The 26,817-nt window shown below is 57.0% G+C and carries 31 protein-coding genes; 10 read left to right on the forward strand and 21 right to left on the reverse strand.

The annotated features are described in order from the left end of the window. Positions 1-44 precede the first annotated feature (44 nt). The 4 genes from yrbN to ACR809_RS02770 all read left to right on the forward strand — a co-directional run bounded on the left by yrbN (position 45) and on the right by ACR809_RS02770 (position 4,483). Positions 45-125, forward strand: coding sequence for a protein YrbN (gene yrbN / locus ACR809_RS02755; RefSeq protein ID WP_085903200.1), 81 nt, complete (start codon positions 45-47; stop codon positions 123-125). Further along, positions 118-2,049 (forward strand): ATP-dependent RNA helicase DeaD, encoded by a 1,932-nt coding sequence (deaD, locus tag ACR809_RS02760; RefSeq protein ID WP_004150943.1) that lies wholly within the window; start codon positions 118-120, stop codon positions 2,047-2,049. Before yrbN ends, deaD begins: the two co-directional genes overlap by 8 nt. Positions 2,050-2,193: 144 nt before the next feature. After that, complete coding sequence (mtr, locus tag ACR809_RS02765) at positions 2,194-3,438, forward strand: tryptophan permease (RefSeq protein WP_002918235.1); 1,245 nt, start codon at positions 2,194-2,196, stop codon at positions 3,436-3,438. Between the two features lie 103 nt (positions 3,439-3,541). Beyond that, positions 3,542-4,483: a LysR family transcriptional regulator gene (locus ACR809_RS02770; protein WP_020804359.1), complete on the forward strand. Its 942-nt coding sequence runs from the start codon at positions 3,542-3,544 to the stop codon at positions 4,481-4,483. On the opposite strand, the gene ACR809_RS02775 is transcribed toward ACR809_RS02770, so the two are convergent. The 15 genes from ACR809_RS02775 to ubiU form a co-directional block, all read right to left on the reverse strand. Next, positions 4,446-4,877 carry a HutP family protein gene (locus tag ACR809_RS02775; protein ID WP_004174155.1) on the reverse strand — a complete coding sequence of 144 codons (432 nt, stop codon included), beginning with the start codon at positions 4,875-4,877 and terminating at the stop codon, positions 4,446-4,448. The genes ACR809_RS02770 and ACR809_RS02775 overlap by 38 nt on opposite strands. Before the next feature lie 44 nt (positions 4,878-4,921). Next, a complete protein-coding gene (madM, locus tag ACR809_RS02780) occupies positions 4,922-5,692 on the reverse strand; it encodes a malonate transporter subunit MadM (protein WP_020804360.1) in 771 nt (256 codons plus the stop codon). A 19-nt stretch (positions 5,693-5,711) separates the two neighbouring features. After that, complete coding sequence (gene madL, locus ACR809_RS02785) at positions 5,712-6,092, reverse strand: malonate transporter subunit MadL (RefSeq protein ID WP_004174157.1); 381 nt, start codon at positions 6,090-6,092, stop codon at positions 5,712-5,714. Positions 6,093-6,338: 246 nt separating this feature from the next. Next, positions 6,339-6,557, reverse strand: coding sequence for an acetyl-CoA carboxylase biotin carboxyl carrier protein subunit (locus tag ACR809_RS02790; protein WP_019725234.1), 219 nt, complete (start codon positions 6,555-6,557; stop codon positions 6,339-6,341). Between the two features lies 1 nt (position 6,558). Beyond that, entirely contained in the window at positions 6,559-7,263 is a 705-nt protein-coding gene (gene mdcG, locus ACR809_RS02795; protein WP_004174159.1) for a malonate decarboxylase holo-[acyl-carrier-protein] synthase, read from the reverse strand. Then, the gene (locus ACR809_RS02800) at positions 7,260-8,363 is read right to left on the reverse strand and encodes a hypothetical protein (protein WP_019725233.1); all 1,104 of its coding nucleotides are present in this window, start codon (positions 8,361-8,363) and stop codon (positions 7,260-7,262) included. The genes mdcG and ACR809_RS02800 overlap by 4 nt, the downstream gene beginning before the upstream one ends. Positions 8,364-8,379: 16 nt before the next feature. After that, complete coding sequence (mdcE, locus tag ACR809_RS02805; protein ID WP_004174178.1) at positions 8,380-9,261, reverse strand: biotin-independent malonate decarboxylase subunit gamma; 882 nt, start codon at positions 9,259-9,261, stop codon at positions 8,380-8,382. Further along, a complete protein-coding gene (locus ACR809_RS02810; RefSeq protein ID WP_019725231.1) occupies positions 9,261-10,190 on the reverse strand; it encodes a biotin-independent malonate decarboxylase subunit beta in 930 nt (309 codons plus the stop codon). Before ACR809_RS02810 ends, mdcE begins: the two co-directional genes overlap by 1 nt. Next, positions 10,183-10,515: a malonate decarboxylase acyl carrier protein gene (mdcC, locus tag ACR809_RS02815; protein WP_004174180.1), complete on the reverse strand. Its 333-nt coding sequence runs from the start codon at positions 10,513-10,515 to the stop codon at positions 10,183-10,185. The genes ACR809_RS02810 and mdcC overlap by 8 nt, the downstream gene beginning before the upstream one ends. Before the next feature lie 11 nt (positions 10,516-10,526). After that, on the reverse strand, positions 10,527-12,194 hold the full coding sequence (gene mdcA, locus ACR809_RS02820) for a malonate decarboxylase subunit alpha (protein WP_122051049.1): 1,668 nt from the start codon (positions 12,192-12,194) through the stop codon (positions 10,527-10,529). 12 nt (positions 12,195-12,206) lie between these two features. Further along, a complete protein-coding gene (gene madB / locus ACR809_RS02825; RefSeq protein WP_004174184.1) occupies positions 12,207-13,415 on the reverse strand; it encodes a Na+-transporting malonate decarboxylase, carboxybiotin decarboxylase subunit in 1,209 nt (402 codons plus the stop codon). Between the two features lie 167 nt (positions 13,416-13,582). Further along, complete coding sequence (citG, locus tag ACR809_RS02830) at positions 13,583-14,461, reverse strand: triphosphoribosyl-dephospho-CoA synthase CitG (protein WP_004174187.1); 879 nt, start codon at positions 14,459-14,461, stop codon at positions 13,583-13,585. 203 nt (positions 14,462-14,664) lie between these two features. Next, on the reverse strand, positions 14,665-15,672 hold the full coding sequence (locus tag ACR809_RS02835) for a luciferase-like monooxygenase (protein ID WP_002918234.1): 1,008 nt from the start codon (positions 15,670-15,672) through the stop codon (positions 14,665-14,667). A 143-nt stretch (positions 15,673-15,815) separates the two neighbouring features. Next, entirely contained in the window at positions 15,816-16,694 is an 879-nt protein-coding gene (locus ACR809_RS02840) for a U32 family peptidase (RefSeq protein ID WP_023280595.1), read from the reverse strand. 5 nt (positions 16,695-16,699) lie between these two features. Further along, entirely contained in the window at positions 16,700-17,695 is a 996-nt protein-coding gene (gene ubiU / locus ACR809_RS02845) for a ubiquinone anaerobic biosynthesis protein UbiU (protein WP_002918232.1), read from the reverse strand. Between the two features lie 221 nt (positions 17,696-17,916). Here ubiU and ubiT point away from each other — a divergent pair, with 221 nt between their 5' ends. Together ubiT and ACR809_RS02855 are read left to right on the forward strand one after the other, a co-directional pair. Continuing rightward, on the forward strand, positions 17,917-18,441 hold the full coding sequence (ubiT, locus tag ACR809_RS02850) for a ubiquinone anaerobic biosynthesis accessory factor UbiT (RefSeq protein WP_002918231.1): 525 nt from the start codon (positions 17,917-17,919) through the stop codon (positions 18,439-18,441). Beyond that, the gene (locus tag ACR809_RS02855) at positions 18,435-18,938 is read left to right on the forward strand and encodes a GNAT family N-acetyltransferase (RefSeq protein ID WP_002918229.1); all 504 of its coding nucleotides are present in this window, start codon (positions 18,435-18,437) and stop codon (positions 18,936-18,938) included. Before ubiT ends, ACR809_RS02855 begins: the two co-directional genes overlap by 7 nt. Here ACR809_RS02855 and ACR809_RS02860 read toward each other — a convergent pair. Beyond that, positions 18,925-19,215, reverse strand: a complete 291-nt coding sequence (locus tag ACR809_RS02860; RefSeq protein ID WP_002918226.1) for a GIY-YIG nuclease family protein — start codon at positions 19,213-19,215, stop codon at positions 18,925-18,927. The two genes, ACR809_RS02855 and ACR809_RS02860, sit on opposite strands and share 14 nt — an antisense overlap. Positions 19,216-19,264: 49 nt before the next feature. Between ACR809_RS02860 and ACR809_RS02865 the strand changes: the two genes are divergently transcribed. Beyond that, a complete protein-coding gene (locus tag ACR809_RS02865) occupies positions 19,265-19,708 on the forward strand; it encodes a YhbP family protein (RefSeq protein WP_002918223.1) in 444 nt (147 codons plus the stop codon). On the opposite strand, the gene ACR809_RS02870 is transcribed toward ACR809_RS02865, so the two are convergent. Beyond that, complete coding sequence (locus tag ACR809_RS02870; protein WP_002918221.1) at positions 19,670-20,206, reverse strand: type 1 glutamine amidotransferase domain-containing protein; 537 nt, start codon at positions 20,204-20,206, stop codon at positions 19,670-19,672. The two genes, ACR809_RS02865 and ACR809_RS02870, sit on opposite strands and share 39 nt — an antisense overlap. Positions 20,207-20,334: 128 nt before the next feature. Here ACR809_RS02870 and ACR809_RS02875 point away from each other — a divergent pair, with 128 nt between their 5' ends. Beyond that, the gene (locus ACR809_RS02875) at positions 20,335-20,982 is read left to right on the forward strand and encodes an NAD(P)H-binding protein (RefSeq protein ID WP_002918218.1); all 648 of its coding nucleotides are present in this window, start codon (positions 20,335-20,337) and stop codon (positions 20,980-20,982) included. A 75-nt stretch (positions 20,983-21,057) separates the two neighbouring features. Beyond that, on the forward strand, positions 21,058-22,098 hold the full coding sequence (locus ACR809_RS02880) for a permease (protein WP_019725229.1): 1,041 nt from the start codon (positions 21,058-21,060) through the stop codon (positions 22,096-22,098). Between the two features lie 121 nt (positions 22,099-22,219). Here ACR809_RS02880 and dolP read toward each other — a convergent pair whose 3' ends face one another. Genes dolP through ACR809_RS02900 form a run of 4 tightly spaced genes read right to left on the reverse strand, consistent with a single transcriptional unit; the run spans position 22,220 to position 25,873 of the window. Beyond that, positions 22,220-22,795: a division/outer membrane stress-associated lipid-binding lipoprotein gene (dolP, locus tag ACR809_RS02885; protein WP_002918214.1), complete on the reverse strand. Its 576-nt coding sequence runs from the start codon at positions 22,793-22,795 to the stop codon at positions 22,220-22,222. 9 nt (positions 22,796-22,804) lie between these two features. Then, positions 22,805-23,395 (reverse strand): DnaA initiator-associating protein DiaA, encoded by a 591-nt coding sequence (gene diaA, locus ACR809_RS02890; protein ID WP_002918211.1) that lies wholly within the window; start codon positions 23,393-23,395, stop codon positions 22,805-22,807. Positions 23,396-23,420: 25 nt separating this feature from the next. Further along, positions 23,421-23,807 carry a YraN family protein gene (locus ACR809_RS02895; RefSeq protein ID WP_002918206.1) on the reverse strand — a complete coding sequence of 129 codons (387 nt, stop codon included), beginning with the start codon at positions 23,805-23,807 and terminating at the stop codon, positions 23,421-23,423. After that, entirely contained in the window at positions 23,765-25,873 is a 2,109-nt protein-coding gene (locus tag ACR809_RS02900; protein ID WP_020802042.1) for a penicillin-binding protein activator, read from the reverse strand. The genes ACR809_RS02895 and ACR809_RS02900 overlap by 43 nt, the downstream gene beginning before the upstream one ends. Positions 25,874-25,936: 63 nt before the next feature. On the opposite strand from ACR809_RS02900, the gene rsmI reads away from it, so the two are divergent. After that, entirely contained in the window at positions 25,937-26,800 is an 864-nt protein-coding gene (rsmI, locus tag ACR809_RS02905; RefSeq protein ID WP_023280594.1) for a 16S rRNA (cytidine(1402)-2'-O)-methyltransferase, read from the forward strand. Positions 26,801-26,817: the final 17 nt, after the last annotated feature.

Raw genomic sequence — 26,817 nt, forward strand, 5'->3', positions numbered from 1 at the left:
GTTGTTCGTTAATACACCTACTTTGAGCCGGTTCACACTTTTCAATGAAAATTACCGTAAATTTTCACGATGAGTTATGTAGACTGGCCGCCATTAATTTTGAGGCACACGTACTACATGGCTGAATTCGAAACCACTTTTGCAGATCTGGGCCTGAAGGCTCCTATCCTTGAAGCGCTCACCGATCTGGGTTACGAAAAACCATCTCCGATCCAGGCTGAGTGCATTCCGCATCTGCTGGACGGCCGCGACGTTCTGGGTATGGCCCAGACCGGTAGCGGTAAAACCGCAGCATTCTCTTTACCGCTGCTGAACAACATCGATCCTGAGCTGAGAGCACCGCAGATTCTGGTGCTGGCGCCGACCCGCGAGCTGGCGGTACAGGTTGCTGAAGCAATGACGGAATTCTCTAAACATATGCGCGGCGTGAACGTGGTTGCCCTGTACGGCGGCCAGCGTTATGACGTGCAGCTGCGCGCCCTGCGTCAGGGTCCGCAGATCGTCGTCGGTACCCCGGGTCGTCTGCTGGACCACCTGAAGCGCGGCACCCTGGACCTCTCCAAACTGAGCGGCCTGGTACTGGATGAAGCAGATGAAATGCTGCGCATGGGCTTTATCGAAGACGTAGAAACCATTATGGCGCAGATCCCGGAAGGGCATCAGACCGCGCTGTTCTCCGCCACCATGCCGGAAGCTATCCGTCGCATTACCCGTCGCTTTATGAAAGAGCCGCAGGAAGTGCGCATTCAGTCCAGCGTGACGACTCGCCCGGATATCAGCCAGAGCTACTGGACTGCCTACGGCATGCGTAAAAACGAAGCGCTGGTGCGTTTCCTGGAAGCGGAAGACTTTGATGCGGCGATTATCTTCGTCCGTACCAAAAACGCGACCCTGGAAGTAGCTGAAGCGCTGGAGCGTAATGGCTACAACAGCGCGGCGCTGAACGGCGACATGAACCAGGCGCTGCGTGAGCAGACTCTGGAACGCCTGAAAGATGGTCGTCTGGATATCCTGATTGCGACTGACGTTGCGGCCCGTGGCCTGGACGTTGAGCGTATCAGCCTGGTGGTGAACTACGACATCCCAATGGATTCTGAATCCTACGTTCACCGTATCGGCCGTACTGGTCGTGCCGGTCGTGCTGGCCGCGCGCTGCTGTTCGTTGAGAACCGCGAGCGTCGTCTGCTGCGCAACATCGAACGCACTATGAAGCTGACCATTCCTGAAGTGGAACTGCCTAACGCGGAGCTGCTGAGCAAGCGTCGTCTGGAAAAATTCGCCGCGAAAGTTCAGCAGCAGCTGGAAAGCAGCGATCTGGATCAGTACCGTGCACTGCTGGCGAAAATCCAGCCGACGGCGGAAGGTGAAGAGCTGGACGTGGAAACGCTGGCTGCTGCGCTGCTGAAGATGGCTCAGGGCGAACGTTCGCTGATCGTTCCGCCGGACGCGCCGATGCGTCCACGTCGTGAATTCCGCGATCGTGACGATCGTTTCGACCGTCGTGGCGACCGTAATGATCGCGGCCCGCGCGGCGATCGCGAAGATCGTCCGAAGCGTGAGCGTCGTGACGTGGGTGACATGGAGCTGTATCGCATTGAAGTGGGTCGCGATGACGGCGTTGAAGTGCGTCATATCGTTGGCGCGATCGCCAATGAAGGCGATATCAGCAGCCGTTACATCGGTAACATCAAGCTGTTCGCTTCTCACTCCACCATTGAGCTGCCGAAAGGGATGCCGGGCGAAGTGCTGCAGCACTTTACTCGTACCCGTATCCTGAACAAGCCGATGAACATGCAGCTGCTGGGCGATGCGCAGCCGCGCACCGAACGTCGTGGCGGCGGTGAGCGTCGCGAAGGCGGCCGTGGCTTCGGCGGCGAGCGTCGTGAAGGCGGCCGTGGCTTCGGTGGCGAACGTCGTGAAGGCGGTCGTGGTGAAGGACGTCGTTTCAGCGGCGAACGTCGTGAAGGCCGTGCGCCGCGTCGTGACGATGCATCCGCGCCGCGCCGCGATGACTCAGCCGGTCGCCGTCGCTTCGGTGGCGATGCGTAATCAACGCCGCCCGCTAGCGTAAACTAAATAATACAGCCCCGATCGTCATGATTGGGGCTTTTTTTATTCCCTTTGTACTCGTGTACTGGTACAGTGCGTCATGCTCAACGTGAGCGAAGTATTTTCGACTGGAGAATTCGGTAAATGGCGACACTAACCACTACGGCAACCCGTCCGTCTCTATTTGGCGGCGTGGTGATTATCGGCGGCACGATTATCGGCGCGGGCATGTTCTCGCTGCCGGTGGTGATGTCCGGCGCGTGGTTTTTCTGGTCGCTGGCGGCGCTAGTCTTCACCTGGTTCTGCATGCTGCACTCCGGTTTGATGATCCTCGAGGCCAATCTTAACTACCGCATCGGCTCCAGCTTCGACACCATTACCAAAGACCTGCTCGGCAAGGGCTGGAACCTGGTGAACGGTGTATCAATCGCCTTTGTGCTCTATATCCTGACCTACGCCTATATTTCGGCGAGCGGTTCGATCCTCCACCACACCTTCAGTGAACTGTCGCTGAAGGTGCCGGCGCGCGCGGCGGGCTTCGGCTTTGCGCTGCTGGTGGCGTTTATCGTCTGGATGAGCACCAAAGCGGTGAGCCGCATGACGGCTATCGTACTGGGCGCTAAGGTAATCACCTTCTTCCTGACCTTCGGTAGCCTGCTCGGGCACGTCGAGCCGACGACGCTATTTAACGTTGCGGAGAAGAATGCCTCCTATGCGCCATACCTGCTGATGACGCTCCCGTTCTGCCTGGCCTCGTTTGGCTATCACGGCAACGTGCCGAGCCTGATGAAATACTACGGAAAAGATCCGCGCACCATCATCCGCTGCTTAACCTACGGTACGCTGCTGGCGCTGGGTCTGTACGTGGTTTGGCTGCTGGTGACGATGGGTAACATCCCTCGTCCGCAGTTTATCGACATTGCGCAGAAGGGCGGCAACATTGATGTGCTGGTGCAGGCGTTGAGCGGCGTGCTGAATAGTCGGAGTCTGGATCTGCTGCTGGTGGTGTTCTCGAACTTTGCTGTCGCCAGTTCGTTCCTCGGCGTGACGCTGGGGCTGTTCGACTACCTGGCGGATCTGTTTGGCTTTGACGATAGCGCGATGGGACGCTTTAAAACCGCGCTGCTGACCTTTATCCCGCCGATGATTGGCGGACTGGTCAAACCCGATGGTTTCCTCTACGCCATCGGCTATGCTGGCCTGGCGGCGACGATCTGGGCGGCGATTGTACCGGCGCTGCTGGCTCACGCCTCACGCAAACGCTTCGGCAGCCCACAGTTCCGCGTCTGGGGCGGAACGCCAATGATTGTGCTGATCCTGCTCTTTGGCCTCGGCAATGCGGTTGTACATATCCTGTCGAGCGTCAATCTGCTGCCGGTTTATCAGTAAGTTTTATTTTATCTGAGCCAGAATTACCGATCTGGCTCAATATATATATGCATACATTCTCTTATTATCAGATAAAGGTTATTTTAAATAAGGGAATGTTTATATGCCTGAGCAGGACATAACTTTGCGCAAACTGGAGATTTTTCTGGGATATATGGATACCATGAATATTTCTAAGACGGCAGAAATCATGCATATTTCTCCGGTTAGCGTACATCGTGCCTTGCATTCTTTGGAGGATAATTTACGCTGCGATCTTTTCACACACAATGGCCGGAATTTACATCCCCTCCCCGGCGCATGGGTAATGCAAAAGCAGGCCCGCGAGGTGATCAATGCAATGGAACGCTGTATTTATCTGACGCGTGAGGCTTCAGGATACCATTCTCCTGCATTACGCTTAGGCCTACTCTATTCACTAGTATTAAAAACGGCACCGCAGATAGTACAGGGATTGAAGAAGCGGCGCCCTGAGCTTTCAATTGAGTTTATCATGAACTCTAATAAGAAATTATTAGAAGCGCTAAATGAAGGCAATATCGATGCGGCATTAATCTCTACGCCCGATGAGTATAATTCAAATTTATTTGAAACCTGGACGATATTTTCGGATTCGATTTATTTAGCGGTTCCTGTACAGGATGCGGATACGCTACAAACCCCCGTTGATCTCTCTCGTTTACAGAGTAAAAAATTTATTGCCTTGAGTGAAGGGTTCGCAACCTGGAGAGGTTTTCAGCAGGCCTTCCGTATCGCTGGCTTTGAGCCGGATATTGCGGTTCGGGTACACGATATTTTTTCGTTAATGAGCATGGTTAATGCTGGAGTGGGGTACACTCTCATACCCGGACGCATGCGCGGGCTTTTTCGGAGTGGGATACGCCTGCTACCTTTGCAGGAAGCCTATCGCATGGAACAAGAAATTTCGCTCGTTTTTCCCCGTAGTCAGGAAAATCATCCTGGACTGCTATCTCTTCTCGCAGAATGCCGTATGTATGCCAGGCAGCTTATGCGGGAGGATAACGATGTAGACAAAGTCCCATGATTTCCTGAGTAATCCGCTGATAAACCTGAGCTTCGCCGTACATGGCGACGGCGAGCCATCGGGAGGTACTAACTAAGGCGATTTTCAGACGGATATGATCGCCGGTGATGGTGTTGGTTAACGCGTGGGTCAGAGCCTGGCGGCTAAGTGAGCATAAGGTGAAAATGGCCGACTCCTGCCTAGTGATGATCTGATTCTTCAACGCACATCCGATGACGCAGCGCTGCAGCTTGTTTCGCAGTTCGTCAGAGGTGCCGCTGATAAACGCAAAGCCGATTCGGTGTTCGGGTTTATCACCCAGTAGCTTTTGCCGGAAAACCTCCTCTTCCTCCTGGGTGCACAGTGAGGCCTGTATCGCGATTTGCCCGGGCTTCATACGTTGAAATGAATACATAAGTCTCCCTGGCGCCTGTTGCATAAAACAACAGGCGCATGCGGTTAAAAGAACGGGGCTAAAGAGATATAGAGCGCAGACGGCGCCAACAGGCAGCCCAGGCCGGTATAGAAGGTGGCTGTCATTGCGCCATAAGGTACAAGTTTCGGGTCAGTCGCCGCCAGCCCTGCCGCCACGCCGCTAGTAGATCCCATCAGCCCGCCATATACAATGGCTGCAGCGGGAGAGTTCAGTCCGGCGGCTTTCGCCACCAGCGGCGTGACAATCATGATGGCGATAGATTTAATCACCCCGGCAGCGATACTGAGCGCGATAACATCGGAACTTGCGCCAAGCGCCGCACCGGTAACCGGGCCGACGATAAAGGTCACCGCGCCGCCGCCGATAGTCGCCATGCTGACCGCATCGGTATAGCCGAAGGCCCAGGCGACAATCGCTCCCAGGTAAAAGGAGAGCACGGTGGAGACGACCAGCGCCAGCGCGCCCGCGAGGCCCGCTTTTTTCAGCTCGTCAAGCTTCACGCCAAAGGCGGTGGCGATAATGGCAAAATCACGGAACATGCCGCCGCCCATCAGCGCAATACCGCTAAAAAGCGTGATGTCGGAAAGCCCTTTTTTGCCGCCGGTGAGTTCGCCGCCGAGCCAGGCCAGCAGCAGGCCTGCGGCAATGGCGATCGCCGAACTGTGAATTTTACCGCGAAAGACGTGGGTCGAGATCCAAGCCGCGACCCAGCAGACAATGCCAACCACCACAAAAGCGGTGATCAGGGCATTGCTGGTGAAGTTACTGGTAAGAATCTTTGTAAGTTGTTCCATTCTTTATGCTCTCCACCGGTTAGTCTGCTGAACGTGTCATCGTGCTTTTGCTGCCGATTTTGCTCAGTGGTTTAATCAGCAGAAAACCAATCACGACTGCGCCAAGGCCTGCAATAAGCGCCACCGGGCCTCCTTTGAGCGCGGCCACAACGTTCTGGTTCGCGGACATGGCGACAACAATAGGGATATACATCGCATTCCAGAATCCAACCCCCTGTTCGGCGGGTTTAGACAACAGCCCCTTTTCCGTCAACTTCTGGGAAATAACGACTAAAAACAGCATGGCAAAGCCGACGCCGCCGATATTGGCGGAAATTCCAAGCAGCAAACCCAAAAGATCGCCGACAATTAACCCGGCGAACATGCACAATCCCATTAACATCAATCCGTAAATAATCATGATGTTTCTCTTTCTATAACCACACTAAAAGCATAAGAGACTACCCGAACCGGGAAATGACAATAAAGTAAGACAAGGGCTTTTAGCACAGTATGTTTTTATGATGCGGACAGTCAACAGTAAATTTATTCGTACACACCCTGCCTGTCATATCAGCGAAATGTTTATCGCTGATATGACTGAGGCATAATGGTTATATCACAAAGGAATGCCGCACTATTTATTTAGTATTAAAAACGTGACGTTCTACTCAGCGGCAATTTCGAATAAGACCATGCCTGGGTTTACGCGATCGCCTGCGTTCACCGCCAATGACTTTAATACGCCAGCCTCCGGTGAGGCGACAGGCATTTTCATTTTCATGGCTTCAAGAATAACAATCGGCTGGCCTTTTTCAATTTTGTCGCCTACGGCGGCTTTAACTTCATCGACCACACCCGGTACTTTTGATTTAACTTCAGACATATTAATTTCCTTTAATATATATCATTGAAAGATGTTTTATTAACCCGTCGACGTCTTGTCGCGTCATTAATTCGACATCGGTCTCACCTTTAGCCAGCAGGGTCAGACTCCTGCTAAACCACTCTTTGATATTGATAGAAAAACCGTTTGGTAAATTAATTTCTCCATCAATACGTACTGAATATTGCTGGGCAATATCTGTCAGAACAGAGTAACAATCGCTTAACGCCATTTCGTGCCAGGGCGTTATGCGAATATCTAAATCGGAGCGACTGTCCGTCCATAGCCAGGGCGTCGTCATCTCCAGCGCCACCGACCCCCACACGCCAAGCCCGGTTTCCGGCCCACGCCACGCCTGACGCAGGGCGCTAAAGGCGCGTATCGCGCTGGTACGGTTGACGGCAGGCAGGATGGCCGTTTGTTCCGGTGTTGACACGCGCGTGACGGCCTGTAATGAAGCAACCGTCGCCAGCCGTAGACGCTGCCCTTGCCAGCGCTGCGGAAAGCAAAAGCCCAGGGAAATACTCGCTTCATCACGGATGCCCCTGCGCACGATGCCGGGGAGATATCCGGAAAGCAGATAGTCCCGCAACTCTTCCCGCAATGAGGCGGGTAGGGCACTAAACGCGCCGTTCAACTGCCTCGCAATCAGCCGCAGTTCAGCGCTCTCCAGCCAGCACAAAGTATGGCGTTGCAGGGCGCTCATCGCTGTTTGCTCCATGCCGGATCGTTTTTCGCTTGTTGCTGTAAATCCCGCTGTGCTGCAAGCAGGGCGTCAAACTGCGAGGTGGCCTGCGGACCGATAATATCGACCGGCGCGGCTTTTGCCGCTTCCTCCCCTGGAACAGTAACGGGGTAGAGGCGGATATGGGTGGCGCTGGCTTGGGTTTGTAGCTGCGTACTGACCCGGCAAACTCGCCCCTTGATACGTAAAATCGTCCGTGCCGTCCGCTCCACAATTTCCCGGTGATGGGCGGTAGTCGCCATCACCACCATGTCATATTCCGGCGTGGTGCGCCGACGCTTCCAGGTCTGGATTTTGCCCTGCAAATTACACAGGTGGCCGTTCGTTGCCACGGGAAAGCTGTCGCCGGTTGGCAGGCCGCCGACGATAACTTCCCGCCAGTCACCGCCCTGCGGCGCGGCGACCAGCGAGATATCTTCCCGCAGCGGAAGGCCGTCCAGGATCAGCCAACCGAACTCCTGGCAACCGTAGACATCATGCAGCCCATATCCCAGTGAAGCGCACAGCGGAACCAGCGCTTCATCAAGGGGGGTGCCTGCGGTAATCAGCATCAGCGTTTTTGGTAAATACGCCTGCAGGTTCATCTTTAGCGCCTGTTCCAGCGTGGCGCGTAAAAATGAGGACTCTCCCACCACCACATCCGGCTGCTGGCGACACAGGGCAATGAGCAGCGCGTCCCGGCATGAGCGGGATAAAAACGACCAGTGCAGACCACTCTCATCCAGCGCCTGACGCGTGAACACATTCACCAGCGGCGCGTAGGTCACCACCATATGCTGCCCAGCGGTTACGCCGCATTCCGCCAGCACACGCTTACCCGCCGCGGAACGCAACAGCAGTTCGTTCTGCGTTACGCCGACGATGTTCTGAAATGCGCTACTGCCGGTGGTAAAGGTAACCAGCGCAAGATTTAACGGCGTGTGAATCTCCTCGATAACGTGAGCCGCCGTGGGGCCAGCGATACCTTTATCGCTAAGCGTACGGCGCGGCATTTCCGCTAACGTGGGGATACCCTGCTGGGCGTCAACCAGCCATTCGAGCATTGCAATGGGATCGTTCATCGCGCGCACTCCTGAATCAGGCCGGCAAGTAACGCGCCGCGACCGCCCGATACTCCTCGCGCATCTGCGCCAGAATCACATTGCGCATTTTTCTGCCGCCGCGATCTTCGCCTGCGCTCCCACGCCCCTGCGGGCCTGTCGACGTCACGCCAGCCGCTTGTTTCTGTTGGCGCACCTCTGCGATATGGCGAACGATCGCCTCTTTCATCTCCGGGATCGCCTTGATCAGTTCTTCCACCCCGCCCAGTTGCCAGAAGAACTCCGGTCCGGCCGCGAAGACCGGATTAGTGCGGGAAAGCTCGCTCAGACGCTCCACGTCCTGGCGGGTAATGCGCGCAATGCTGCTCAGCGGCATTACGTGGATCATGGTGCCAAATTCCGATGTCAGGCTCAGGATATGGTCGGCTTGCAAACCGTGGCAGAGGAACGCGCCGCTAATGGCGCGGCCGATGACCATCGCGATAATCGGATGCCCGGCATGGCGCGCCTCAGCCAGCGCCAGCTGATAGGCACCGGTCGCTTTATTCATACCAATTATCTCTTCCAGTTTGCCCGGTCCGTTGCCGGGAGTGTCAACAATCAGCACCAGCGGACGTTTCTCGCCGACGGGCTTGTCTTTATCCATCGCCAGCGTGCGATACACCGCCAGCGCCATTTTATATCCCTCTTCCAGCCCGATAACTCCGGCGTACACCACCGGAAAACGCGGGTTAAAGGTCATGGCGTCGTTAGCAATAACGGTGCAGATTTCACCGTTAATGCGGGCGCTGCCGACGACGGCTCCCGGTCCATAATCTTCATAAGGCAGCTTGAGATCCGCCAACGCGTTCTCTTCGAAGCTATTTTCGTCAACAAGCAGATCGATAGCGGCGCGGCCCTGGCCGAGTAAATTTTCCATTATGCTTCCTCCACCGGCAGGCGTTTAACGTTGCTCAGGAACGTCTCGAGATCCATATCCACCAGCGACTGGGGCGCGGTATTGCCTGCCATAGCCCAGACATCCCGTGCATCTGATGGCTCTGACTCGCTGATTTTTTTCGTGAGCGCCATCTGGGCGCGTACTTTCGCTTCGCTGCCGATGCGGCGCATGGCTTCAATCTGCGGCCAGGGCAGGTCGGCAATCAGCGCGGCCTGCTGGTGGAAAGCCGTTAGCGAGTCGGCAATCAGGTAGTTACAGTCTCCGACGATGTACTTATGCTTACCGCCGGTGGTGCGGAACACCAGCGCGCGGTCCGAGGCGTCAAACTCGCTGCGGCCCATCTCCTGTTCGATGACCTCCGGCCCGGTCAGCCCCAGGCGGCCCGATTCACTCATCACGATGATGTCGGTGGCGGCGGCGACAAAACCCATCCCGCCAAAGCAGCCGATCTTGCTGCCGATCATCGCCACGACCGGGACGCGACCGCGCAGGGTTTGCAGCATGTCCATACACTCGGCGTGGGCCAGTAGCCCGGCGTTAGCCTCATGCAGGCGCACGCCGCCGGTTTCAAAGGAGATGAGAACGATCGGGCGGCGGGCCGGGTCGGTGGTCTGCGCCGCCAGTTCGTCCGCCAGCATCAGCGCGCCGACCATTTTTGCGCCGCCCACCTCGCCCACCGCACCGCCGATAAAGCGTCCTTCCTGGGAGATGACAATGGCCGGGTGCTGGCCGAGCAGGCCGATGCCGGTAACGATGCCGTCGTCAAACTCCACCGCTTCATTCAGCACGGGCAGGTGCGGGCTGGTTCGTTTGTCCGCCGGGCCGATCAGTTCAGTAAAGGTGCCTTTATCCACCAGCGAGCTGGCGCGAACGCGGGCGCTGGCTTCCAGAAAACGCAGATCATTCATGATGGGTTTCTCCCGGCATAGCCTGCTGTAACGCTTGCTGAATTCTTAACGCGACGACCGCAGGCGTGGCGTTGTTGTCATTGATGCTGACCTGCATGTTGCCCAGGGGGCCGCTGTCCAGAAATCGTTTCAGTACGATTTCCCAGATATGATCGAAACCGGTCACCGGCGTGCAGATGCTGACTTCAATCCCGCCCGCCAGCGCTTTCGGCTCCAGCAGGATCTCCAGATCGCCGGAGCCAACAACGCCGCAGTGCACGGTTTGCTGCAGAGATGCTCTTTCGTGGGTGCCGCTGAAATGATGTGATATTTGATGTAGAGCCATGTCCTTTTCCCCTACCAGTTACGGAATCGAGTGGGCGGGTTATAGAGTCCGCCAGACCAGTCAACCAGATCGCGAATGCTTTTCGCCGCCAGCATCTGACGGTTGGCACGGCGACGGTCAATGCCTAAATCTTCCGGCGTTTTGACAATGCCTGCCTCCCGCAGCTGTGCGGTCTGTTCCGGATCGGCGGCAAGGCCAATTCCGGTGTAGCCCGCCACGGCGCGAATGGCCGCCATGCGCTGTTCCAGCCCTTCGCAGCGGTGCAGATAGGCGATGCCCTCTTCGGTCAGTACGTGGGTGACGTCATCGGCGTAGACCATCACCGGCGGCAGGGCGAGGTTGGCTTTTTCCGCCAGTTCCCAGGCGTCCAGCTTGTCGACGAAAGCGGGCTGGCGCTTCTCGCGGAAGGTTTCCTGCATCTGCACCACCAGACGTTTGCCGCGCGGCATATCGCCAATTAGCTGCTTTTGGGTGGCGTTAAACTCTTCGCCGCATTTCAGCCAGGATTGCGTTGCATGACGGCGGCCTTTGGCGTCGCAGCCCATATTCGGCGCGCCGCCAAAGCCCGAAACGCGGCTGGCGGTGGCGGTGCTACTGTTTCCGTACTTATCGATCTGCAAAGTGCCGCCGATAAACATGTCCAGCGCGTAGTGACCCGCAGCCTGGGCGAAGGCGCGGTTGGAGCGTAGCGTGCCGTCCTGGCCGATATAAAAGATATCCGGGCGTTCGGCGACATATTTTTCCATGCCCAGTTCGCCGCCGAAGCAGTGCACCGACTGGATCCAGCCGCTTTCGATCGCCGGGATCAGCGTCGGATGCGGGTTGAGTACCATATGGGTACAGACTTTGCCTTTCAGCCCAAGCTCCTCGCCGTAGGTGGGTAGCAGTAGCTCAATGGCGGCAGTGAAGAAGCCAATACCGTGGTTAATGCGCTCAACGCCGTATTCGACATAGATACCTTTCAGCGCCATCATTGCCATCAGCACATGGGTGTCAGTAATAAGTCCCGGATCGCGGGTAAACAGCGGCTCGACATAGAACGGACGCGGCGCTTCAATCACCGCATTTACCCAGTCGCCGGGGATATCCACGCGCGGCACTTTATCGACAATCTTGTTGACCTGCGCGATCACAATTCCCTGGCGGAAGTGGGTGGCTTCGGTAATAACAGGAGTATCTTCGGTGTTAAAGCCGGTGGAGAGATTGCCGTCTTTATCCGCTTCAAAGGCGGTGATTAGCGACACGCGCGGCGTGAGGTCGACAAAGTAGCGGCTGAACAGCTCCAGATAGGTGTGGATGGCCCCGAGCTTGATCTTACCGTCCTGGATCAGCTTCGCCAGACGTCCATCCTGCGGCCCGGCATAGGCGAAATCGAGCTTTTCAGCGATGCCCTTTTCAAACAAATCCAGATGGCTGGACAACGGTACGGATGACTGCACCATATGCAGGCCGGAGATCTTTTGCGGATCAAGCTGGCACAGGCATTCGGAGAGAAAATCCGCCTGTTTCTGGTTATTACCCTCGATATTGACGCGATCGAAGCTTCGAATAACGGCTTCCAGCGCGGCGACAGTATCTTTGGCGTCGATAATTTTGCCGTCACGAAAATACGGGGCCAGCTGATTCAGGCGCTGCGCCGTATCGTCCTTGAGTTGATGCCAGTTGTGCTCTTTTAGCATGGGTTGACTCCATTAATTCAGCAGGAATAGCGTGGAGATAAAGATCCCGGTGGCGATAGCCGAGACGATCAGACCGCTCACGCCCGCACCCATCGCTAGCGGCAGGATGATGGCGTAGGGGTTCTCATGGTTAACCTCTTTCTGCGCGATTTTTGCCGTCGTCGGCAGGCAGGAGACGCCCGCAATACCGATAGCCGGGTTATAACGCCCCTTCGAGATAAACCAGATAAACCAGCCGCCCAGCAGAGCGCCGACGGCGGAAATGGCCAGCGCGCCGATACCAAGGATCAGGATGATGGCAACTTTCGGGTCGAGAATAGTTTGCGCTTCACACAGCGTGCCCAGTAGCAGGCCCAGAAACAGCGTTGCGGTATAGGTCAGCGTGGATTCCAGTAATTTCTGAAACGGTTCGATCTCCGCCTCTTTAATAGCGATGCCGAGGAAGAACGAGAGGATCAGCGGCGCGGCGACCGGCAGCAGCAGGCACAACAGCAGGCAGGCGCAGACGGTAAAGATGAATTTCGCTTTCTTCGATACGGTGGGGTAGTCAATTTCAACTTCCATGCCACGGTATTTTTTCGGCACCAGCAGACGCACCAGGTACGGATAACCGGCATATGTCAGGCTCAGGTAGAGATAAGCGATAATGGCGATGGGGACGAACAGGTTCGGTGCCAGGATAAGGGAGGCAAAGAGCACCATCGGCCCATCTGCGCCGCCGATAGTGGCAATCGACGCGGCTTCGTTGGCGGGCAGGCCGAATACTTCAATACCCAGCAGCAGCGCGGCGAAGGTTCCCGCCTCGGCGAACAGAGCGACAACAATACTGGCCCAGGGGCGGAGCAAAATAAAGCTGATGTCGCTCATTGCGCCAATGCCGAAGAAAACGATACAGGCGATGAGGCCATTGCTAAAGGTGAAATTATAGACCGGCTGCAGGAAGTTTACCTGCATTAGGTTTACCAGCTCGTTAGGTTCGCTGACCATCGGGTCGAGAATTAAGGTCCCGGTTTGTCCGCCTGCCAGAAACAGTACCCCGGCGTTAACTGCAATCATACCAAGGCCCATCGGCACCATAATTAACGGTTCAAGCTTCCGACGGAATCCCATCCAGGCCAATATAAAGCCGAGAACAATTAACAGAAAACGTGCAATGGCTATTTTCGGGTCTTCAATAAAAAAAGTGCCAATGCCCGAAAAGAGCTTAACAAAGATATCCATAACTATATTCCTGATGGCAAAAGTAAAGTTCGCAAATTAATCGTCGGTGATATTTAACTTATTCATCATCTTGTTGACGCCAACGATGATGCCGACAACCGCAAATGAAATTACAATCGTTAAGCCATACGTTAATAAAGTATAAAAATAGATGTTCATATTCTTCCTTATGTCATATCTCCTTGCGGCTGGCGGCAAAGAAAATACATCGCCAGACACAGCGCTAATAAATCGGCCGAACCGCCAGGGCTGACCCACTTATCCATGCACCATGAATTAAAATCAGCCAGTTGCTGCTCGATCGCAGGGTTAAACATTCCGCCCTGCGTCACAAGACGCCGGGCATACTGCTTCATTTCCGCCAGCGCCTGCTGGCCGCCGCGAAACAGCACGGTAGTGTCATCGCAATGGGCCATTAAGGTGAGCAACGTATGAATAAGCGCTTCCCGCCAGGCCAGCCCGTTGTCCAGCGCCTGATGCAGCGCGGGTAAGCCAATCTGGCAAACTAGTGGGAAACCTTGCTCTGCCTCTCCGCGCACGCCGGTAATGCCGAATCCGACATACAATTTCTCACCGTGGGTTTGCGCCGGGCGTTCGGCCAGGGCGGCAAAATCCCTACGGCAGAGATCGCGGCAGAGTTCAGCGACGCACTGGCTTAAGGCGTTATATGAGAGGGTTTCTCCGCGCCCGGAAAGCCATCCTGCCGCTGTCGCCAGAACCGTGCCGGAAAAAAGAATGCCGCGCTGGGTATTAACCTGCTGTGTTGCCCGCAGCAGCGTATTTTCATAATGAATGCCAATGGCACGTATTTTTGTAAAGAGTTCCCACGGCGATCCTTGATGATTTTCCCCTGCATGGGCGCAGGCGCTAAAACAGGGGGCAATAGCCGATGAACTGGTAATAAATAACCAGATATCCATATCTTTATGCGCCCCTTGTGAATGAGGTGTAACAAGGCCAGGTTTAGGCCAGGCGGATACCTCCATTAACAGCGCTTTTAATAAGCACTCGCCGATCCACATAGCACGGGCAGTTGGTTGGCTCATGAGTATTCTCTTTTACCAGACTCAGGGTTGAAAAATAAAACAGAGGAAAACTAACACCGTTGAAAGAGGGGGGCAATTACGCCAGAGGTAATGTAATTACGCTCAACGTAATAAGGCGGGGATTATGTGAAAATATGAATGAAGACGATCACAAAATGGTTTAGCGGAGGAAAAGAAATGCGGCAAAAATGCCGCATAGCTCACTACCCCAACAGCTCCTCTTTCACCTGCATCGCTAAATCGAAAGAATGCAGACGCGCCTGGTGGTCGAAGATCTGGCCATTGACCATGATTTCGTCCGCCTCGGTTTCACGCAGAATCGACTCTAGCCCATGGCGGACTTTAGTTTTATCGCCGACCAGCGACATGCTCAGTGCCTGCTGCACACCATACTGCTCGGACGCTGACCACAGCTGATGCATATTTTCCACCGGCGGCGGCAACTGCCCGGTCTCGCCGCGACGCAGCTTCACAAACGCCTGCTGCATGGAGGTGAAGAGAAACTCCGCATCGCGGTTGCTGTCGGCGGCGATGATATTGATACACACCATCGCGTACGGTTTTTCCAGCCGCGCCGAAGGTTTGAAATTGCTGCGATACAGGTGCAGGGCCTGGAACAACATATCCGGCGCGAAGTGCGAGGCGAAGGCAAACGGCAGGCCGAGCTGCGCCGCCAGTTGCGCGCTATAGAGGCTTGAGCCCAGCAGCCATACTGGAATGCGCTCCCCGTAGCCGGGAACCGGGCGCACGTGCGGGTTCGGATCGCGGGCGTCAAACCAGTCCACCAGTTCCGCTACATCGCGCGGGAAATTATCGACATCGCCGCTCATATGGCGACGCAGGGCGCGCATGGTCGGCTGATCGCTGCCCGGCGCGCGGCCAAGGCCGAGGTCGATCCGCCCGGGGTAAAGGGTGTTCAGGGTGCCGAACTGCTCAGCTATCACCAGTGGAGAGTGGTTAGGCAGCATCACGCCGCCGGACCCGAGATGCAGGGTGGTGGTGTTGGCGGCGAGATAGCCAATCAGCACCGAGGTCGCTGCGCTGGCAATGCCGACCATATTATGGTGCTCCGCCAGCCAGTAGCGATGATAGCCGCGCGATTCGGCCAGCCGGGCGAGATCCAGAGAGTGGGTAAAGGCTTCTTTGGCAGAAGATCCTTGCGGGATCGGCGCCAGATCGAGCACCGAGAATGGAACAGATTTGTCAGTCATAAAGGCTCACTTTGCTACAGCATCGTCATCAGATTGAAGGTCTTCTTCCAGCCTGGCGCATCCTGGACGCGCCAGCCAGAAAAGCTGCATCTTTAATAATGCATTAAAATCTGAGCACTGTTGTTAACAAAGTGAGCGGTTTATCAGGCCTGAAGCACCAGTCCTGGCAATCGTTTCCAGTAGCCGTTGCAATCGCTATTGCTGGTGAGATCCAGCGGCGCAGCGCCGTTTTCGTTGGCGCGGAAGGCCTCGAGCATGGCGAAGGTCTCGTTGCCCATCGGCGACAGGCGCACCATATCCACCAGGCCGTGCATGGAGGTCAGCTCATTGCCCAGGTTATAGACGTAGCCGCTCATGGTCTGAATACCGTTGAGCACGAACACCTGCTGGTTCTCCTGCGACAGCATGCTGCGCCCGGTAGGGTACTTGATGCAGCAGGTTTCGCACTCGTCCTTTGGCCGGTCTTCCGAGCGGGCGGTAAAGCAGCGCGCGGAATAAGCCAGCGGCAGATGGCCGTAGCTCAGCACTTCGACTTCAAACTGGTTGCGGATACCCAGCTCTTCGCACTGGGTCAGTAAATTAGCCAGCCAGTCACGGGAGAGTTCCACCGGCATGCACCAGCGCACCATGCCCTGTTTCCGCAGCTGGCGCAGGGTAACGGCGTTGTAGCAGTTCAGCGCATGCCCGGCGACGAACGGTAGCTTGCGTTCGGCGCAGAGATTTACCACGCCCAAATCGCTGGCCTCAATCAGAAATTCGCCGTTATCGACATAGCGCTTCAGCTCGCCCAGTTCAGAAGAGGCCTGCACCAGCGCGAGGGTGGAGAGCACAACCTGCTTGCCGCTAGCGGCCAGCGTTTTCGCCATTTCGATCCAGTCGCCAACTTTGGTGGCGCGGCGTTTGCTGCATACCGCTTCGCCGAGATAAATGGTGTCGGCGCTGCAGTTTGCCGCCTGCTGGTAAAAATCTTCCAGCGTCTCTTTTGGCCAGTAGTACAGCACCGGCCCTAATGAATATTTCATGTTTCTCACTGCCATTTACGGTGATAAGCGCCAAGGGTAGTTTGTGTCCCCTCGGACATGGCGCCCAGGGTCTCCATCCAGGCGGACTGCGGTACGAAATTCTGCGGATCGGCTTTGCAGCGATCGATCGCCTGGCGCCAGACTTTCGCCACCTGGGTCACGTAAGCCGGGCTGCGCTGACGGCCTTCGATTTTCACCGAGGCGATATTGGCGGCCATCAATTCCGGCAACAGTTCCAGGGTGTTGAGGCTGGTGGGCTCCTCCAGCGCGTGATAGCGCTCGCCATCAACCAGGTAGCGGCCTTTGCACAGCGTCGGATAACCGGCATTTTCGCCATCCTGATAACGGTCAATCAGCACTTCATTGAGACGCGATTCCAGCCCCTGCGGCGTTTGCTGCCAGCGTACGAAGCGGGCAGGCGAACAGGCGCCGACGGTGTTGGGCGATTCGCCGGTCAGGTAGGAAGAGAGATAGCAGCGGCCTTCCGCCATGATGCACAGGCTGCCGAAGGCGAAGACTTCCAGCGGCACCGGCGTAGCGCGGGCCAACTGTTTCACCTGATGAATAGACAACACGCGCGGCAGTACGACGCGCGCGACGTCGAAGTTGCGATGATAGAAGCGAATGGCCTCTTCATTGGTGGCGGAAGCCTGCACCGAAACGTGACGCTCAATGTGTGGGTAACGCTCCGCAGCGTACTCCAGCATGGCGATATCGGCCAGAATGAGCGCATCGGCGCCCAATTGAGCGGCCATATCCACTGCTCGCTGCCAGCGGGCGTAGCCGTCGGGATGAGCGAAGGTATTGATGGCGATATGCAGCTTACGACGGTGCTGATGCACAAAGCTGACGGCTTCCTGCAGTTTCTTTTCGGTGAAATTAAGGCCGGCAAAGTGGCGGGCGTTGGTGTCATCTTTCAGCCCGATATAGACGGCATCGGCGCCGTTTTCGATGGCCGCCTTAAGCGCCGGAAGGTTACCGGCTGGGCAGAGCAGCTCCATAATTTTTCCTGAAAAATGCGGCCCGTCAGGGACGCTGAATGGTTAACGAGCAGGGATTTTAGTTAACCTTCTGGTGACAATTTTTGATTTGAGGCAGTTAAAAGTGTATTGGCGGCGCCAATAACTGGCGGCCGTCATCGCGTTTTTGTTGATTTACGCCGCTATGTTGTTTATGTGATATGGCACAATAGCGGAACTATTGCATTCATGGAGTAAAGCTTGTGTTGGATAAACTGCGTTCCCGGCTGGTCCACTTTGGCCCGTCTTTAATGAGCGTGCCGGTTAAGCTGGCGCCTTTTGCCCTCAAGCGCCAGGTGCTGGAGCAAGTGCTGAGCTGGCAGTTTCGCCAGGCGCTGGCGGAGGGGGAGCTGGAGTTTCTTGAGGGGCGTTGGTTAAGTATTCATGTGCGTGACATCGGTCTGCTGTGGTATACCTCGGTAGTCGATGGTCGACTGGTGGTCAGCCAGCAGGCCGACGCCGACGTCAGCTTCAGCGCCGACGCCAGCGATCTGTTAATGATCGCCGCGCGCAAGCAGGATCCGGATACGCTATTCTTCCAGCGTCGTCTGGTCATTGAAGGCGATACGGAGCTGGGGCTGTATGTAAAAAATTTGATGGACGCCATTGAGCTCGAGCAGATGCCAAAAGCGCTGCGCGTGATGTTGCTGCAACTGGCGGATTTTGTCGAAGCTGGACTGAAGAGCCCGCAGAAACCTGAACAGACATCGGTAGGTGAGGCATGCTGATTCGAGTGGAGATTGGGATTGATGCACCGGGAATCGACGCGCTGCTGCGTCGTACTTTCGGCCGCGATGCCGAAGCGCAGCTGGTGCACGATCTGCGTGAAGATGGACTGATCACGCTGGGGGTAGTGGCGACGGATGATGAAGGCCAGGTGATCGGCTACGTTGCCTTCAGCCCGGTGGCGGTGGAAGGTGAAGAGCTGCAGTGGGTCGGCCTGGCGCCGCTGGCGGTAGATGAACGCTACCGCGGACAGGGCATTGGCCGGCAGCTGGTTTATGAAGGGCTGGACTCGCTGAATGAGTTTGGCTACGCCGCGGTGGTGACGCTGGGCGACCCGGATTTATACCGTCGCTTCGGCTTTGAACCGGCCGCGCGCTTCGATCTCCGCTGCCGCTGGCCGGACAGCGCCGAGGCGTTCCAGGTTCACCGTCTGGCGGATGACGCCCTCGACGGCGTCCATGGCCAGGTAGAATACAGCGAGCACTTTAATCGTCTTTAAGCCTTGCCAGCAGGGTTTCGAAGGCATCCTCTCCGGCAACGAGGCGCTCTTTTTCGCGCTTCGTTAGCTGCTTGACGCGATATTCCAGTCGCAATGCAAGTGAGTGTTCACCAACTTCGTGGCTAAAGGCCAGCTGCAGGTCGCCTTTGCCGCGCAACGCCTTTGCGCCTTTTCCCGCCTGATGCTGGCGAAAGCGGCGTGGCACGTCGGTGGTGATGCCGGTATAAAGGCGATTATCCGCGGTTCGAATGAGATACAGAAACCAGCACACGGTCACAAAGTCACTATGGTAAGGTGTGTGCACCATAGCATAATGGAGAAGAAAGATGGATACGCTTGCCGCCATTGGTCGCTGGCTGAGTAAACAGCACGTCGTCACCTGGTGCGTCTCCCGTGAAGACGAGCTGTGGTGCGCGAATGCCTTTTACGTCTATGACCCGGATACCGTGGCCTTTTATCTGCTCAGCGAGGAGCACACCCGCCATGGCCAGATGACCGGACAGAGGGCGAAGGTGGCCGGCACGGTTAACGGCCAGCCAAAAACGGTGGCCCTGATCCGCGGCGTGCAGTTCAAAGGCGAGATCCGTCGTCTGAGCGGTGACGAAGAGGCGCGAATGCGCCAGCGCTACGTCAAGCGCTTCCCGGTGGCCCGCATGCTGTCGGCGCCGGTATGGGAGATTCGTCCGGACGAAATCAAATTTACCGACAACACGCTGGGTTTCGGGAAAAAATTACACTGGCGGCGTGATGCCGGCGCCGAGCAGGCGTAGCGCTTCGCGATTGAAGGCCGGCAGATCGTCCGGCGTTCTGCTGGTGACCAGCTGTTCGTTATCGACCACCACCTCCTGGTCGTAAAACTCGCCTCCGGCGTTTTTCACATCCACCACAATCGGTTTCACCGCCGTGAGCTTACGTCCGCGGATCACATCGGCGCTGATCAGCAGCTGCGGGCCGTGGCAGATGGCAAACACCGGCTTACCGCCGTTGACAAAATCGCGGGTAAAGGTGACGAAGCGTTCATCACCACGCAGCTGGTCGGGAGAGTAGCCCCCGGGCAGCAATAAGGCATCAAATTCACCCGGTGTGACGTCATCGATGGCTCTGTCGATGGCGACCTCCGCTTCTCCCTGCTTACCCTTCACCGTTTTGCCAGCCTGCTTTTCGATCGTGATGACCTGATGCCCGGCGAGCTTAAAGGCTTCGGCGGGAGAGGTAAATTCAGAATCTTCAAAGTCGTCGGTAATGAGGACGGCTATCTTTTTACTCATGCTTCCTCCACTGTCTGGATGGTCAATGAGGTAATTCCATGATGATGGTGGATACTTACCTTGTAAGGTATTAAGCCTGGAACATGAGCCCGAAAGTGCAAGGCGGAGAATTCTGTAAAGGAGAACCAATGAGTCAGGTATTATTAACCGGCGCGACCGGGTTAGTTGGCGGTCACTTACTCCGGCTGCTGCAGAATGAGCCCCGTATAAGCACCATCGCCGCGCCGACGCGTCGCCCGCTGGCGCCAGCGGAAGGTGTCTTTAATCCTCACGATCCCCAGCTGACCGATGCCCTGGCGCAGGTGGTTGACCCGGTGGATATCGTCTTCTGTTGCCTGGGAACGACGCGCCGGGAGGCCGGGAGCAAAGAGGCCTTCGTCCATGCTGACTACACGCTGGTGGTTGATACCGCGCTGACCGGCAAACGACTGGGTGCGCAACATATGCTGGTGGTTAGCGCGATGGGCGCCAACGCCCACTCGCCGTTTTTCTACAATCGGGTGAAGGGAGAAATGGAGGCGGCGCTGATTGAGCAAGACTGGCCGCGGCTGACCATCGCCAGGCCGTCGATGCTGTCAGGCGAGCGGGAAAAAAAGCGGGCCAATGAGACCTTCCTCGCACCATTGTTCCGGCTCTTGCCGGGGAACTGGAAATCCATTGCGGCCCGCGATGTGGCGATCGCCCTGCTGGCGGAGGCGCTGTCGCCCACCCACGAAGGGGTGCGAATTCTGACATCATCGGAACTACGGGAGCGCGCCGCGCGGCAGGCTGAATAGCGGTTTGCAAACGCAGGCTTCCGGCGTAGTATTCACGGCTTTAATTCATATCCACATTTCTTGCTGGGGAATGCTATGGCTGGTCAGTCTTCATCTCAGGCGGCGTCACCATTTCAATGGTGGAAACCCGCGCTTTTCTTTCTCGTCGTGATTGTTGGTCTGTGGTACGTCAAATGGCAGCCGTACTACGGGAAAGCCTTCACCGCTGCGGAAACCCACAGTATCGGTAAATCCATTCTTGCCCAGGCCGACGCTAACCCGCTGATGGCGGCGTGGGACTATGCGATGGTTTACTTCCTTGCCGTCTGGAAAGCGGCGGTGCTCGGCGTGCTGCTCGGGTCATTGATTCAGGTACTCATTCCGCGCGACTGGCTGCTACGCACCCTGGGACAATCGCGGTTTCAGGGCACGCTGCTGGGAGCGATTTTCTCGCTGCCCGGCATGATGTGCACCTGCTGCGCCGCGCCGGTCGCGGCCGGGATGCGCAAACAGCGGGTGTCGATGGGCGGGGCGCTGGCGTTCTGGATGGGGAACCCGCTGCTCAACCCGGCGACGCTGGTGTTTATGGGCTTTGTTCTGGGTTGGCAGTTTGCGCTGGTTCGCCTGGTGGCGGGCCTGGCGACAGTATTAACTGTGGCGACGCTGGTGCAGAAATGGGTGAAAGAGGCGGCGACGCAGCCGGTAGCGGTGCCAGATGTACAGGCGGAGGCGAGCCAGGGCGGCTTCTTTAGTCGCTGGCTGCGGGCGCTGTGGACGCTGTTCTGGAACACGATCCCGGTTTATATCCTCGCGGTGCTGGTGCTGGGAGCAGCGCGCGTCTGGCTGTTCCCGCACGCCGATGGCGTGGTGGATAATACGTTGTTCTGGGTTATCGCGATGGCGATCGCCGGCTGCCTGTTTGTGATCCCTACCGCGGCGGAAATTCCGATTGTGCAGACAATGATGCTGGCGGGTATGGGGACGGCGCCCGCGCTGGCGCTGCTCATCACACTGCCGGCAGTGAGCGTGCCGTCGCTGATTATGCTGCGTAAAGCCTTCCCGGCCAAAGCGCTGTGGCTGACGGGCGGACTGGTGGCGCTGTGCGGGGCGATTGTCGGTGCGCTGGCGCTGGTGTAGTTTGCCGTAAACGTACGCATAGCCGGATTGGATGCCGGGTGGCGGCTACGCCTTACCCGGCACACAACGTACAGGGGGCGGTAGCCCGGCTAAGCGCAGCGCCAGCCGGGAAACTGCAGCTTTATTTAATGTAGGTAAAGGCGGTGGTCACCCGGGATACGCCGCTTACCCGGCTGGCAATATCCGCCGCCGCCCGGCCTTCGCGGTCGGTCACCAGCCCCATCAGGAAGACTTCGCTGTTTTCCGTGGTTACTTTCACGTTCGAGGATTTGACCTGATCGGTGCTCAGGAGCTGCGAACGCACCTTGGTGGTAATCCAGGTATCAGACGAGGCGGTGCCTAAACCAATCGGCTGGCCCTGGCGCACTTCATTAAACACTTCCGTGGTCCCTTCCACGCCCATGGCGATTTGCTTGGCGCGCGCGGAGAGGTCCGGCGTCGGCGACTGGCCGGTCAGCAGGACTTTGCCCTGATAAGCGGTGACGTTGATACGGGCCTGTTTCTTAATCTGTTCATCTTTCGACAAGGCGCTATTGACGCGCAGTTCCAGGGTACTGTCATCGACCTGGGTTCCCACCGTACGCGGGTCCGTTGCGGCTTTGGTGCCGACTGCTGCCGTTCCGACTACCGCGGCGGCAACGCAGCCCTGCAGCAGTAGTGCAGAAAGCAGGATGGCGAGGGGCGAGAGAGCCTTCATGTGTTCTCCTTAATCGTCCTGGTGTGGAAAAAGAGTGTTATCTATCAAATCGCACAGACAGTTGACGGTCAGCATGTGCATCTCCTGGATACGCGCGCTGCGATGGGAGGGGATGCGGATTTCGACATCCTGTTGACCTAACAGGCCCGCCAGCTCACCGCCGTCATAGCCGGTTAACGCGACGATGGTCATGTCGCGGGTCACGGCGGCTTCCACCGCCTTGACGATGTCCCGACTATTTCCGCGCGTAGAGATCGCCAGCAGCACATCGCCGGCGTGTCCCAGGGCGCGCACCTGCTTGGCGTAGATCTCGTCATGCAAGCGATCGTTAGCGATGGCGGTTAAGACCACATTATCGGTATTTAGTGCAATGGCAGGTAAACCAGGGCGTTCCGTTTCAAAGCGATTAATCATGCTGGCAGCAAAATGCTGTGCGTTGGCGGCGGAGGTGCCATTACCACAACAGAGGATTTTGTTGCCGTTAAGCAGGGACTGGACGAGCGTCATCGCCGCCCGGGAGATGGCGTCCGGGAGTGCTTCCGCTGCGGCAATTTGGGTTTGAATGCTTTCGGTAAAGCAGGCTTTGATTCTGTCGAGCACGGGATCCCTTACTTCTGGTATTACGCTATTCGCCAAAGGCGTTTTTTAGCCATTGGATGTCGTTTCCGGTGAAGGCTACCACATCGAAACGGCAATCCACAGTCTCAAAGCTCCCATTCTGTCGGCAGAGCCACAAACGGGCGGCTTTAAGCAGTCGTTGTTGTTTTTGCGGAGTGACGCTGGCTGCCGCATCACCGTACCGGGCGCTACGGCGGTAGCGCACTTCGATAAAAACGGTGACCGTGCCGTCGCGCATGATAAGGTCAATTTCGCCGCCACGCTCGCGGGCATTGGCGGCGATAAAACGCAGGCCCTGGCCTTCCAGCCAGCGGCGAGCCTGGTTTTCCCAGGCATCGCCGGTCTGTTTGCTTAGCTGGCCGGAACGATTTTTCCCTGCTGGTACTTGAGCCATGACAGTTTCCTGTTAATCACGCAATCCTGGTTGGCCGTCAGATCGCCGGTATTGCCGTTCAGCTCGAAGCCAGGCGTCTGGCGCATTTGCGTGAAGTGATTTGCCAGTGACCAGGCGTCAGCGCCCATGGCATACAGACGCGCCAGCGAGTAGTCATTACGCACCGCGGACAGCGCCTGCTGCATTAGCGACGGATTGCTGCCGGCCAGCATTGGGATCTCACTATACTGCAAGCCTTCCATCTCCAGACGGAAATCCGGCCCCGCGGTGCCCTGGGCGCTGCGCGAGCTGGCGTACAGGGTGACATTGCTCTGGCTGCCGTTGCGCATGGCGATCATCGGTTTGATATAGGCAATCTGTTCCGGGGTGGCGAGGATATAGGCCGCATCGACGCTGCCGCCGCTGCTTACCGGCATCTCATCCGCACTGCCGAGGATGCTGTTCTGCGCTGATGGCAGGGTGGAGACCGGGGTGCCGCTCAGCGCAATGCCCCCGCCGCCGTTCACGCCGGCGCGCAGCTCGGCCGTGGATCCAAAACGCTGCTGCAGGACGCTGGCGCCGCCCAGCTTCAGCCACTCGTCGGCAAAAGCGCTAACCACACGATCGCCCAGCGCGCCGCGCGGAACCAGCAGCAGCGGGGTCTGTTTCCCCTGTTGGTGGATATGTCGGGCGGCGTCACGCGCTTCGTCTTCCGGAGAAAGCGCGAAATAGCAGAGGTTAGCGCGGCTTTCGACTTTTTCCGGCTGGTTGAGGGCCAGCACATTGAGCGGCGTGTTGCTCTTGATAACCTCTTCAACGTTTTCTTTCAGCAACGGCCCAACCACCAGGGTGGCGCCATCCTGCTGCGCCTGGGCGAGCAGCTGGCTTATCGGCTGGCTGGTGGTGTCGTAAATTTTCAGTTCCGCAGAAGGGTTAGCGGCGGTTGCGACCACGGGCTGCGGCTGTGCGGCCGGCGCGGTAACCGGCTGGGTGGCCGGGGAAGCGGTAGTCTGCGGCGTGGTGGATGTTGCCGGCGCCTGGGCTGCCGGTTCCGCAGCAGGCGCTGCCTGGTCCTGCGTCGGGGCCTGAACCGGATCAGCGCGGCTTCCGGTGGCGGTAAGATCGCTGATTTCTGCCTGCGACGGACTCACCACATCATCATTACCGGAGACATTCGCCGCCTGGGCGACCTGGGCGGGAACCGCGCTGCCCGTCACCGACGGCGCGCCGTTTTTGGCGGCTTCAAAGCCCTGCTGGATAGTGCGGCCGAAGATCGACGCCTGACCGTTTAGCGGCAGAAAAAGCGCAATCTTGTTGATGGACGCGGGCTTATAGTTTTGCATATTCACAAGCGCCGTCGGCAGCATTTTAGCGCCCGGGTTTTGCGGATAGCGCGTCTGCCAGTCTTTAACGCCCGCTTTCAGTAGCGTCGGATCGTTGCGGTTGTCAAACCACATCCGCTGCAGATCCAGCCAGCCCTGGAGGATATTTTCATCGGCGTTGATCACCAGCGCATTGGCCTGGTCCTGGGGCATCGAGGTGAGCGCTTGCCAGGTCGCATCAATATTTTTCTGACGCTGTTTGGCGTCACTCAGCAGCGGCTGCTGGGCGATTAAGGCGCGCAGCAGGGTCAGCGATGGTTTGCCCTGGCTGGCATCGATTTGCGCCTGCCAGTAGCGCGCCTGCTGAGGCTGCTCAAGGTTTGTCGGATCGATCTTAGCCAGCAGATTACGGGCGGCCTGATAATCGTTCTGCGCCAGCTTCACTTCCACCGCCAGCAGCGACTGTTCACGGGCCTGAGTGCTGTTCAGGTTCGCCGGCAGCTGGTTAAACAGGTCGATAGCCTGCTGCTTCTTCCCTTCCTGCAGTAGTGCACGAATGGCGAGTAATTGCCAGTTGGTCTTGCTATCATTCGTGCTTTGCTGCATCTGCTGTAAGTAGAAACTGGAGTTGGCCTGCGACGTACCCTGCATAAACGCCGCGCTTTGATCCTGCGTGTGGGTGCCGCAGCCAGCAAAAATAAGAGTCGCCAGCAATACGGGCAGGCAGCGCGCGGGCTTAGAACGAAGAAATGTTGACGGTACCATAAGTGTCCAGTGATATTTTTTTGGCTCAATGCTCAATATTAAATCGGCAATACGGACGAGACAATGAAACAACACGAATCAGCGGATAATTCTCAGGGGCAGCTCTATATTGTGCCCACTCCGATAGGAAATCTGTCTGATATCACGCAGCGTGCACTGGAAGTGCTGCAAGCCGTTGATTTAATTGCAGCGGAAGATACCCGTCATACCGGTTTGCTGCTGCAACATTTTGCGATAAACGCCCGTTTGTTTGCGCTTCACGACCATAATGAGCAGCAAAAGGCGGAAACCCTGCTTGCCAAACTGAAAGAAGGGCAAAACATCGCGCTGGTTTCCGATGCCGGCACGCCGCTGATTAACGATCCTGGTTACCATCTGGTGCGCACCTGCCGCGAAGCGAATATTCGCGTGGTGCCGCTGCCGGGCCCCTGTGCGGCTATCGCCGCCCTGAGCGCCGCCGGCCTGCCTTCCGACCGTTTCTGTTATGAAGGCTTCCTGCCGGCGAAATCGAAAGGCCGCCGCGATACCCTGAAAGCGCTGGAAGAAGAGCCGCGTACCCTTATTTTCTATGAGTCGACCCACCGTCTGGTGGAGAGTCTGGAGGATATCTGCGCGGTACTGGGAGAATCCCGCTATGTGGTGCTGGCTCGTGAGCTGACCAAAACCTGGGAGTCGATCCATGGCGCGCCGATTGGTGAGCTGGTGGCGTGGGTGAAGGAAGATGAAAACCGTCGCAAAGGCGAGATGGTGCTGATCGTCGAAGGTTTCAAGGCTCAGGAAGAGGCGCTGCCGGCGGCCGCGCTGCGTACTCTGGCGCTGCTGCAGGCGGAGCTGCCGCTGAAGAAAGCCGCCGCGCTGGCCGCGGAAATCCACGGCGTGAAGAAAAATGCGTTGTATAAGTACGTCCTGGAGCAGCAGGGGGAGTGATCCTGTAAACCCAATTG

Source organism: Klebsiella sp. CD33 (assembly GCF_051992865.1).
GTDB lineage: Bacteria > Pseudomonadota > Gammaproteobacteria > Enterobacterales > Enterobacteriaceae > Klebsiella > Klebsiella pneumoniae.

What these genes read in the sequence shown, in the direction of transcription:
- ACR809_RS02770 (WP_020804359.1), top strand. Translation starts at nt 3,542, where the DNA reads ATGCCTGAGCAGGACATAACTTTGCGCAAACTGGAGATTTTTCTGGGA.
- ACR809_RS02840 (WP_023280595.1), bottom strand. Translation starts at nt 16,694, where the DNA reads ATGAAATATTCATTAGGGCCGGTGCTGTACTACTGGCCAAAAGAGACG.
- dolP (WP_002918214.1), bottom strand. Translation starts at nt 22,795, where the DNA reads ATGAAGGCTCTCTCGCCCCTCGCCATCCTGCTTTCTGCACTACTGCTG.
- madL (WP_004174157.1), bottom strand. Translation starts at nt 6,092, where the DNA reads ATGATTATTTACGGATTGATGTTAATGGGATTGTGCATGTTCGCCGGG.
- madM (WP_020804360.1), bottom strand. Translation starts at nt 5,692, where the DNA reads ATGGAACAACTTACAAAGATTCTTACCAGTAACTTCACCAGCAATGCC.
- ACR809_RS02835 (WP_002918234.1), bottom strand. Translation starts at nt 15,672, where the DNA reads ATGACTGACAAATCTGTTCCATTCTCGGTGCTCGATCTGGCGCCGATC.
- ACR809_RS02855 (WP_002918229.1), top strand. Translation starts at nt 18,435, where the DNA reads ATGCTGATTCGAGTGGAGATTGGGATTGATGCACCGGGAATCGACGCG.
- mdcC (WP_004174180.1), bottom strand. Translation starts at nt 10,515, where the DNA reads ATGGCTCTACATCAAATATCACATCATTTCAGCGGCACCCACGAAAGA.
- yrbN (WP_085903200.1), top strand. Translation starts at nt 45, where the DNA reads ATGAAAATTACCGTAAATTTTCACGATGAGTTATGTAGACTGGCCGCC.
- ACR809_RS02775 (WP_004174155.1), bottom strand. Translation starts at nt 4,877, where the DNA reads ATGTATTCATTTCAACGTATGAAGCCCGGGCAAATCGCGATACAGGCC.
- mdcA (WP_122051049.1), bottom strand. Translation starts at nt 12,194, where the DNA reads ATGCTAAAAGAGCACAACTGGCATCAACTCAAGGACGATACGGCGCAG.
- mdcE (WP_004174178.1), bottom strand. Translation starts at nt 9,261, where the DNA reads ATGGAAAATTTACTCGGCCAGGGCCGCGCCGCTATCGATCTGCTTGTT.
- ACR809_RS02870 (WP_002918221.1), bottom strand. Translation starts at nt 20,206, where the DNA reads ATGAGTAAAAAGATAGCCGTCCTCATTACCGACGACTTTGAAGATTCT.
- ACR809_RS02800 (WP_019725233.1), bottom strand. Translation starts at nt 8,363, where the DNA reads ATGAACGATCCCATTGCAATGCTCGAATGGCTGGTTGACGCCCAGCAG.
- ACR809_RS02895 (WP_002918206.1), bottom strand. Translation starts at nt 23,807, where the DNA reads ATGGCTCAAGTACCAGCAGGGAAAAATCGTTCCGGCCAGCTAAGCAAA.
- ubiU (WP_002918232.1), bottom strand. Translation starts at nt 17,695, where the DNA reads ATGGAGCTGCTCTGCCCAGCCGGTAACCTTCCGGCGCTTAAGGCGGCC.
- citG (WP_004174187.1), bottom strand. Translation starts at nt 14,461, where the DNA reads ATGAGCCAACCAACTGCCCGTGCTATGTGGATCGGCGAGTGCTTATTA.
- mdcG (WP_004174159.1), bottom strand. Translation starts at nt 7,263, where the DNA reads ATGAGCGCCCTGCAACGCCATACTTTGTGCTGGCTGGAGAGCGCTGAA.
- ACR809_RS02880 (WP_019725229.1), top strand. Translation starts at nt 21,058, where the DNA reads ATGGCTGGTCAGTCTTCATCTCAGGCGGCGTCACCATTTCAATGGTGG.
- ACR809_RS02810 (WP_019725231.1), bottom strand. Translation starts at nt 10,190, where the DNA reads ATGAATGATCTGCGTTTTCTGGAAGCCAGCGCCCGCGTTCGCGCCAGC.
- ACR809_RS02865 (WP_002918223.1), top strand. Translation starts at nt 19,265, where the DNA reads ATGGATACGCTTGCCGCCATTGGTCGCTGGCTGAGTAAACAGCACGTC.
- rsmI (WP_023280594.1), top strand. Translation starts at nt 25,937, where the DNA reads ATGAAACAACACGAATCAGCGGATAATTCTCAGGGGCAGCTCTATATT.
- madB (WP_004174184.1), bottom strand. Translation starts at nt 13,415, where the DNA reads ATGGATATCTTTGTTAAGCTCTTTTCGGGCATTGGCACTTTTTTTATT.
- deaD (WP_004150943.1), top strand. Translation starts at nt 118, where the DNA reads ATGGCTGAATTCGAAACCACTTTTGCAGATCTGGGCCTGAAGGCTCCT.
- mtr (WP_002918235.1), top strand. Translation starts at nt 2,194, where the DNA reads ATGGCGACACTAACCACTACGGCAACCCGTCCGTCTCTATTTGGCGGC.
- ACR809_RS02790 (WP_019725234.1), bottom strand. Translation starts at nt 6,557, where the DNA reads ATGTCTGAAGTTAAATCAAAAGTACCGGGTGTGGTCGATGAAGTTAAA.
- ACR809_RS02900 (WP_020802042.1), bottom strand. Translation starts at nt 25,873, where the DNA reads ATGGTACCGTCAACATTTCTTCGTTCTAAGCCCGCGCGCTGCCTGCCC.
- ACR809_RS02875 (WP_002918218.1), top strand. Translation starts at nt 20,335, where the DNA reads ATGAGTCAGGTATTATTAACCGGCGCGACCGGGTTAGTTGGCGGTCAC.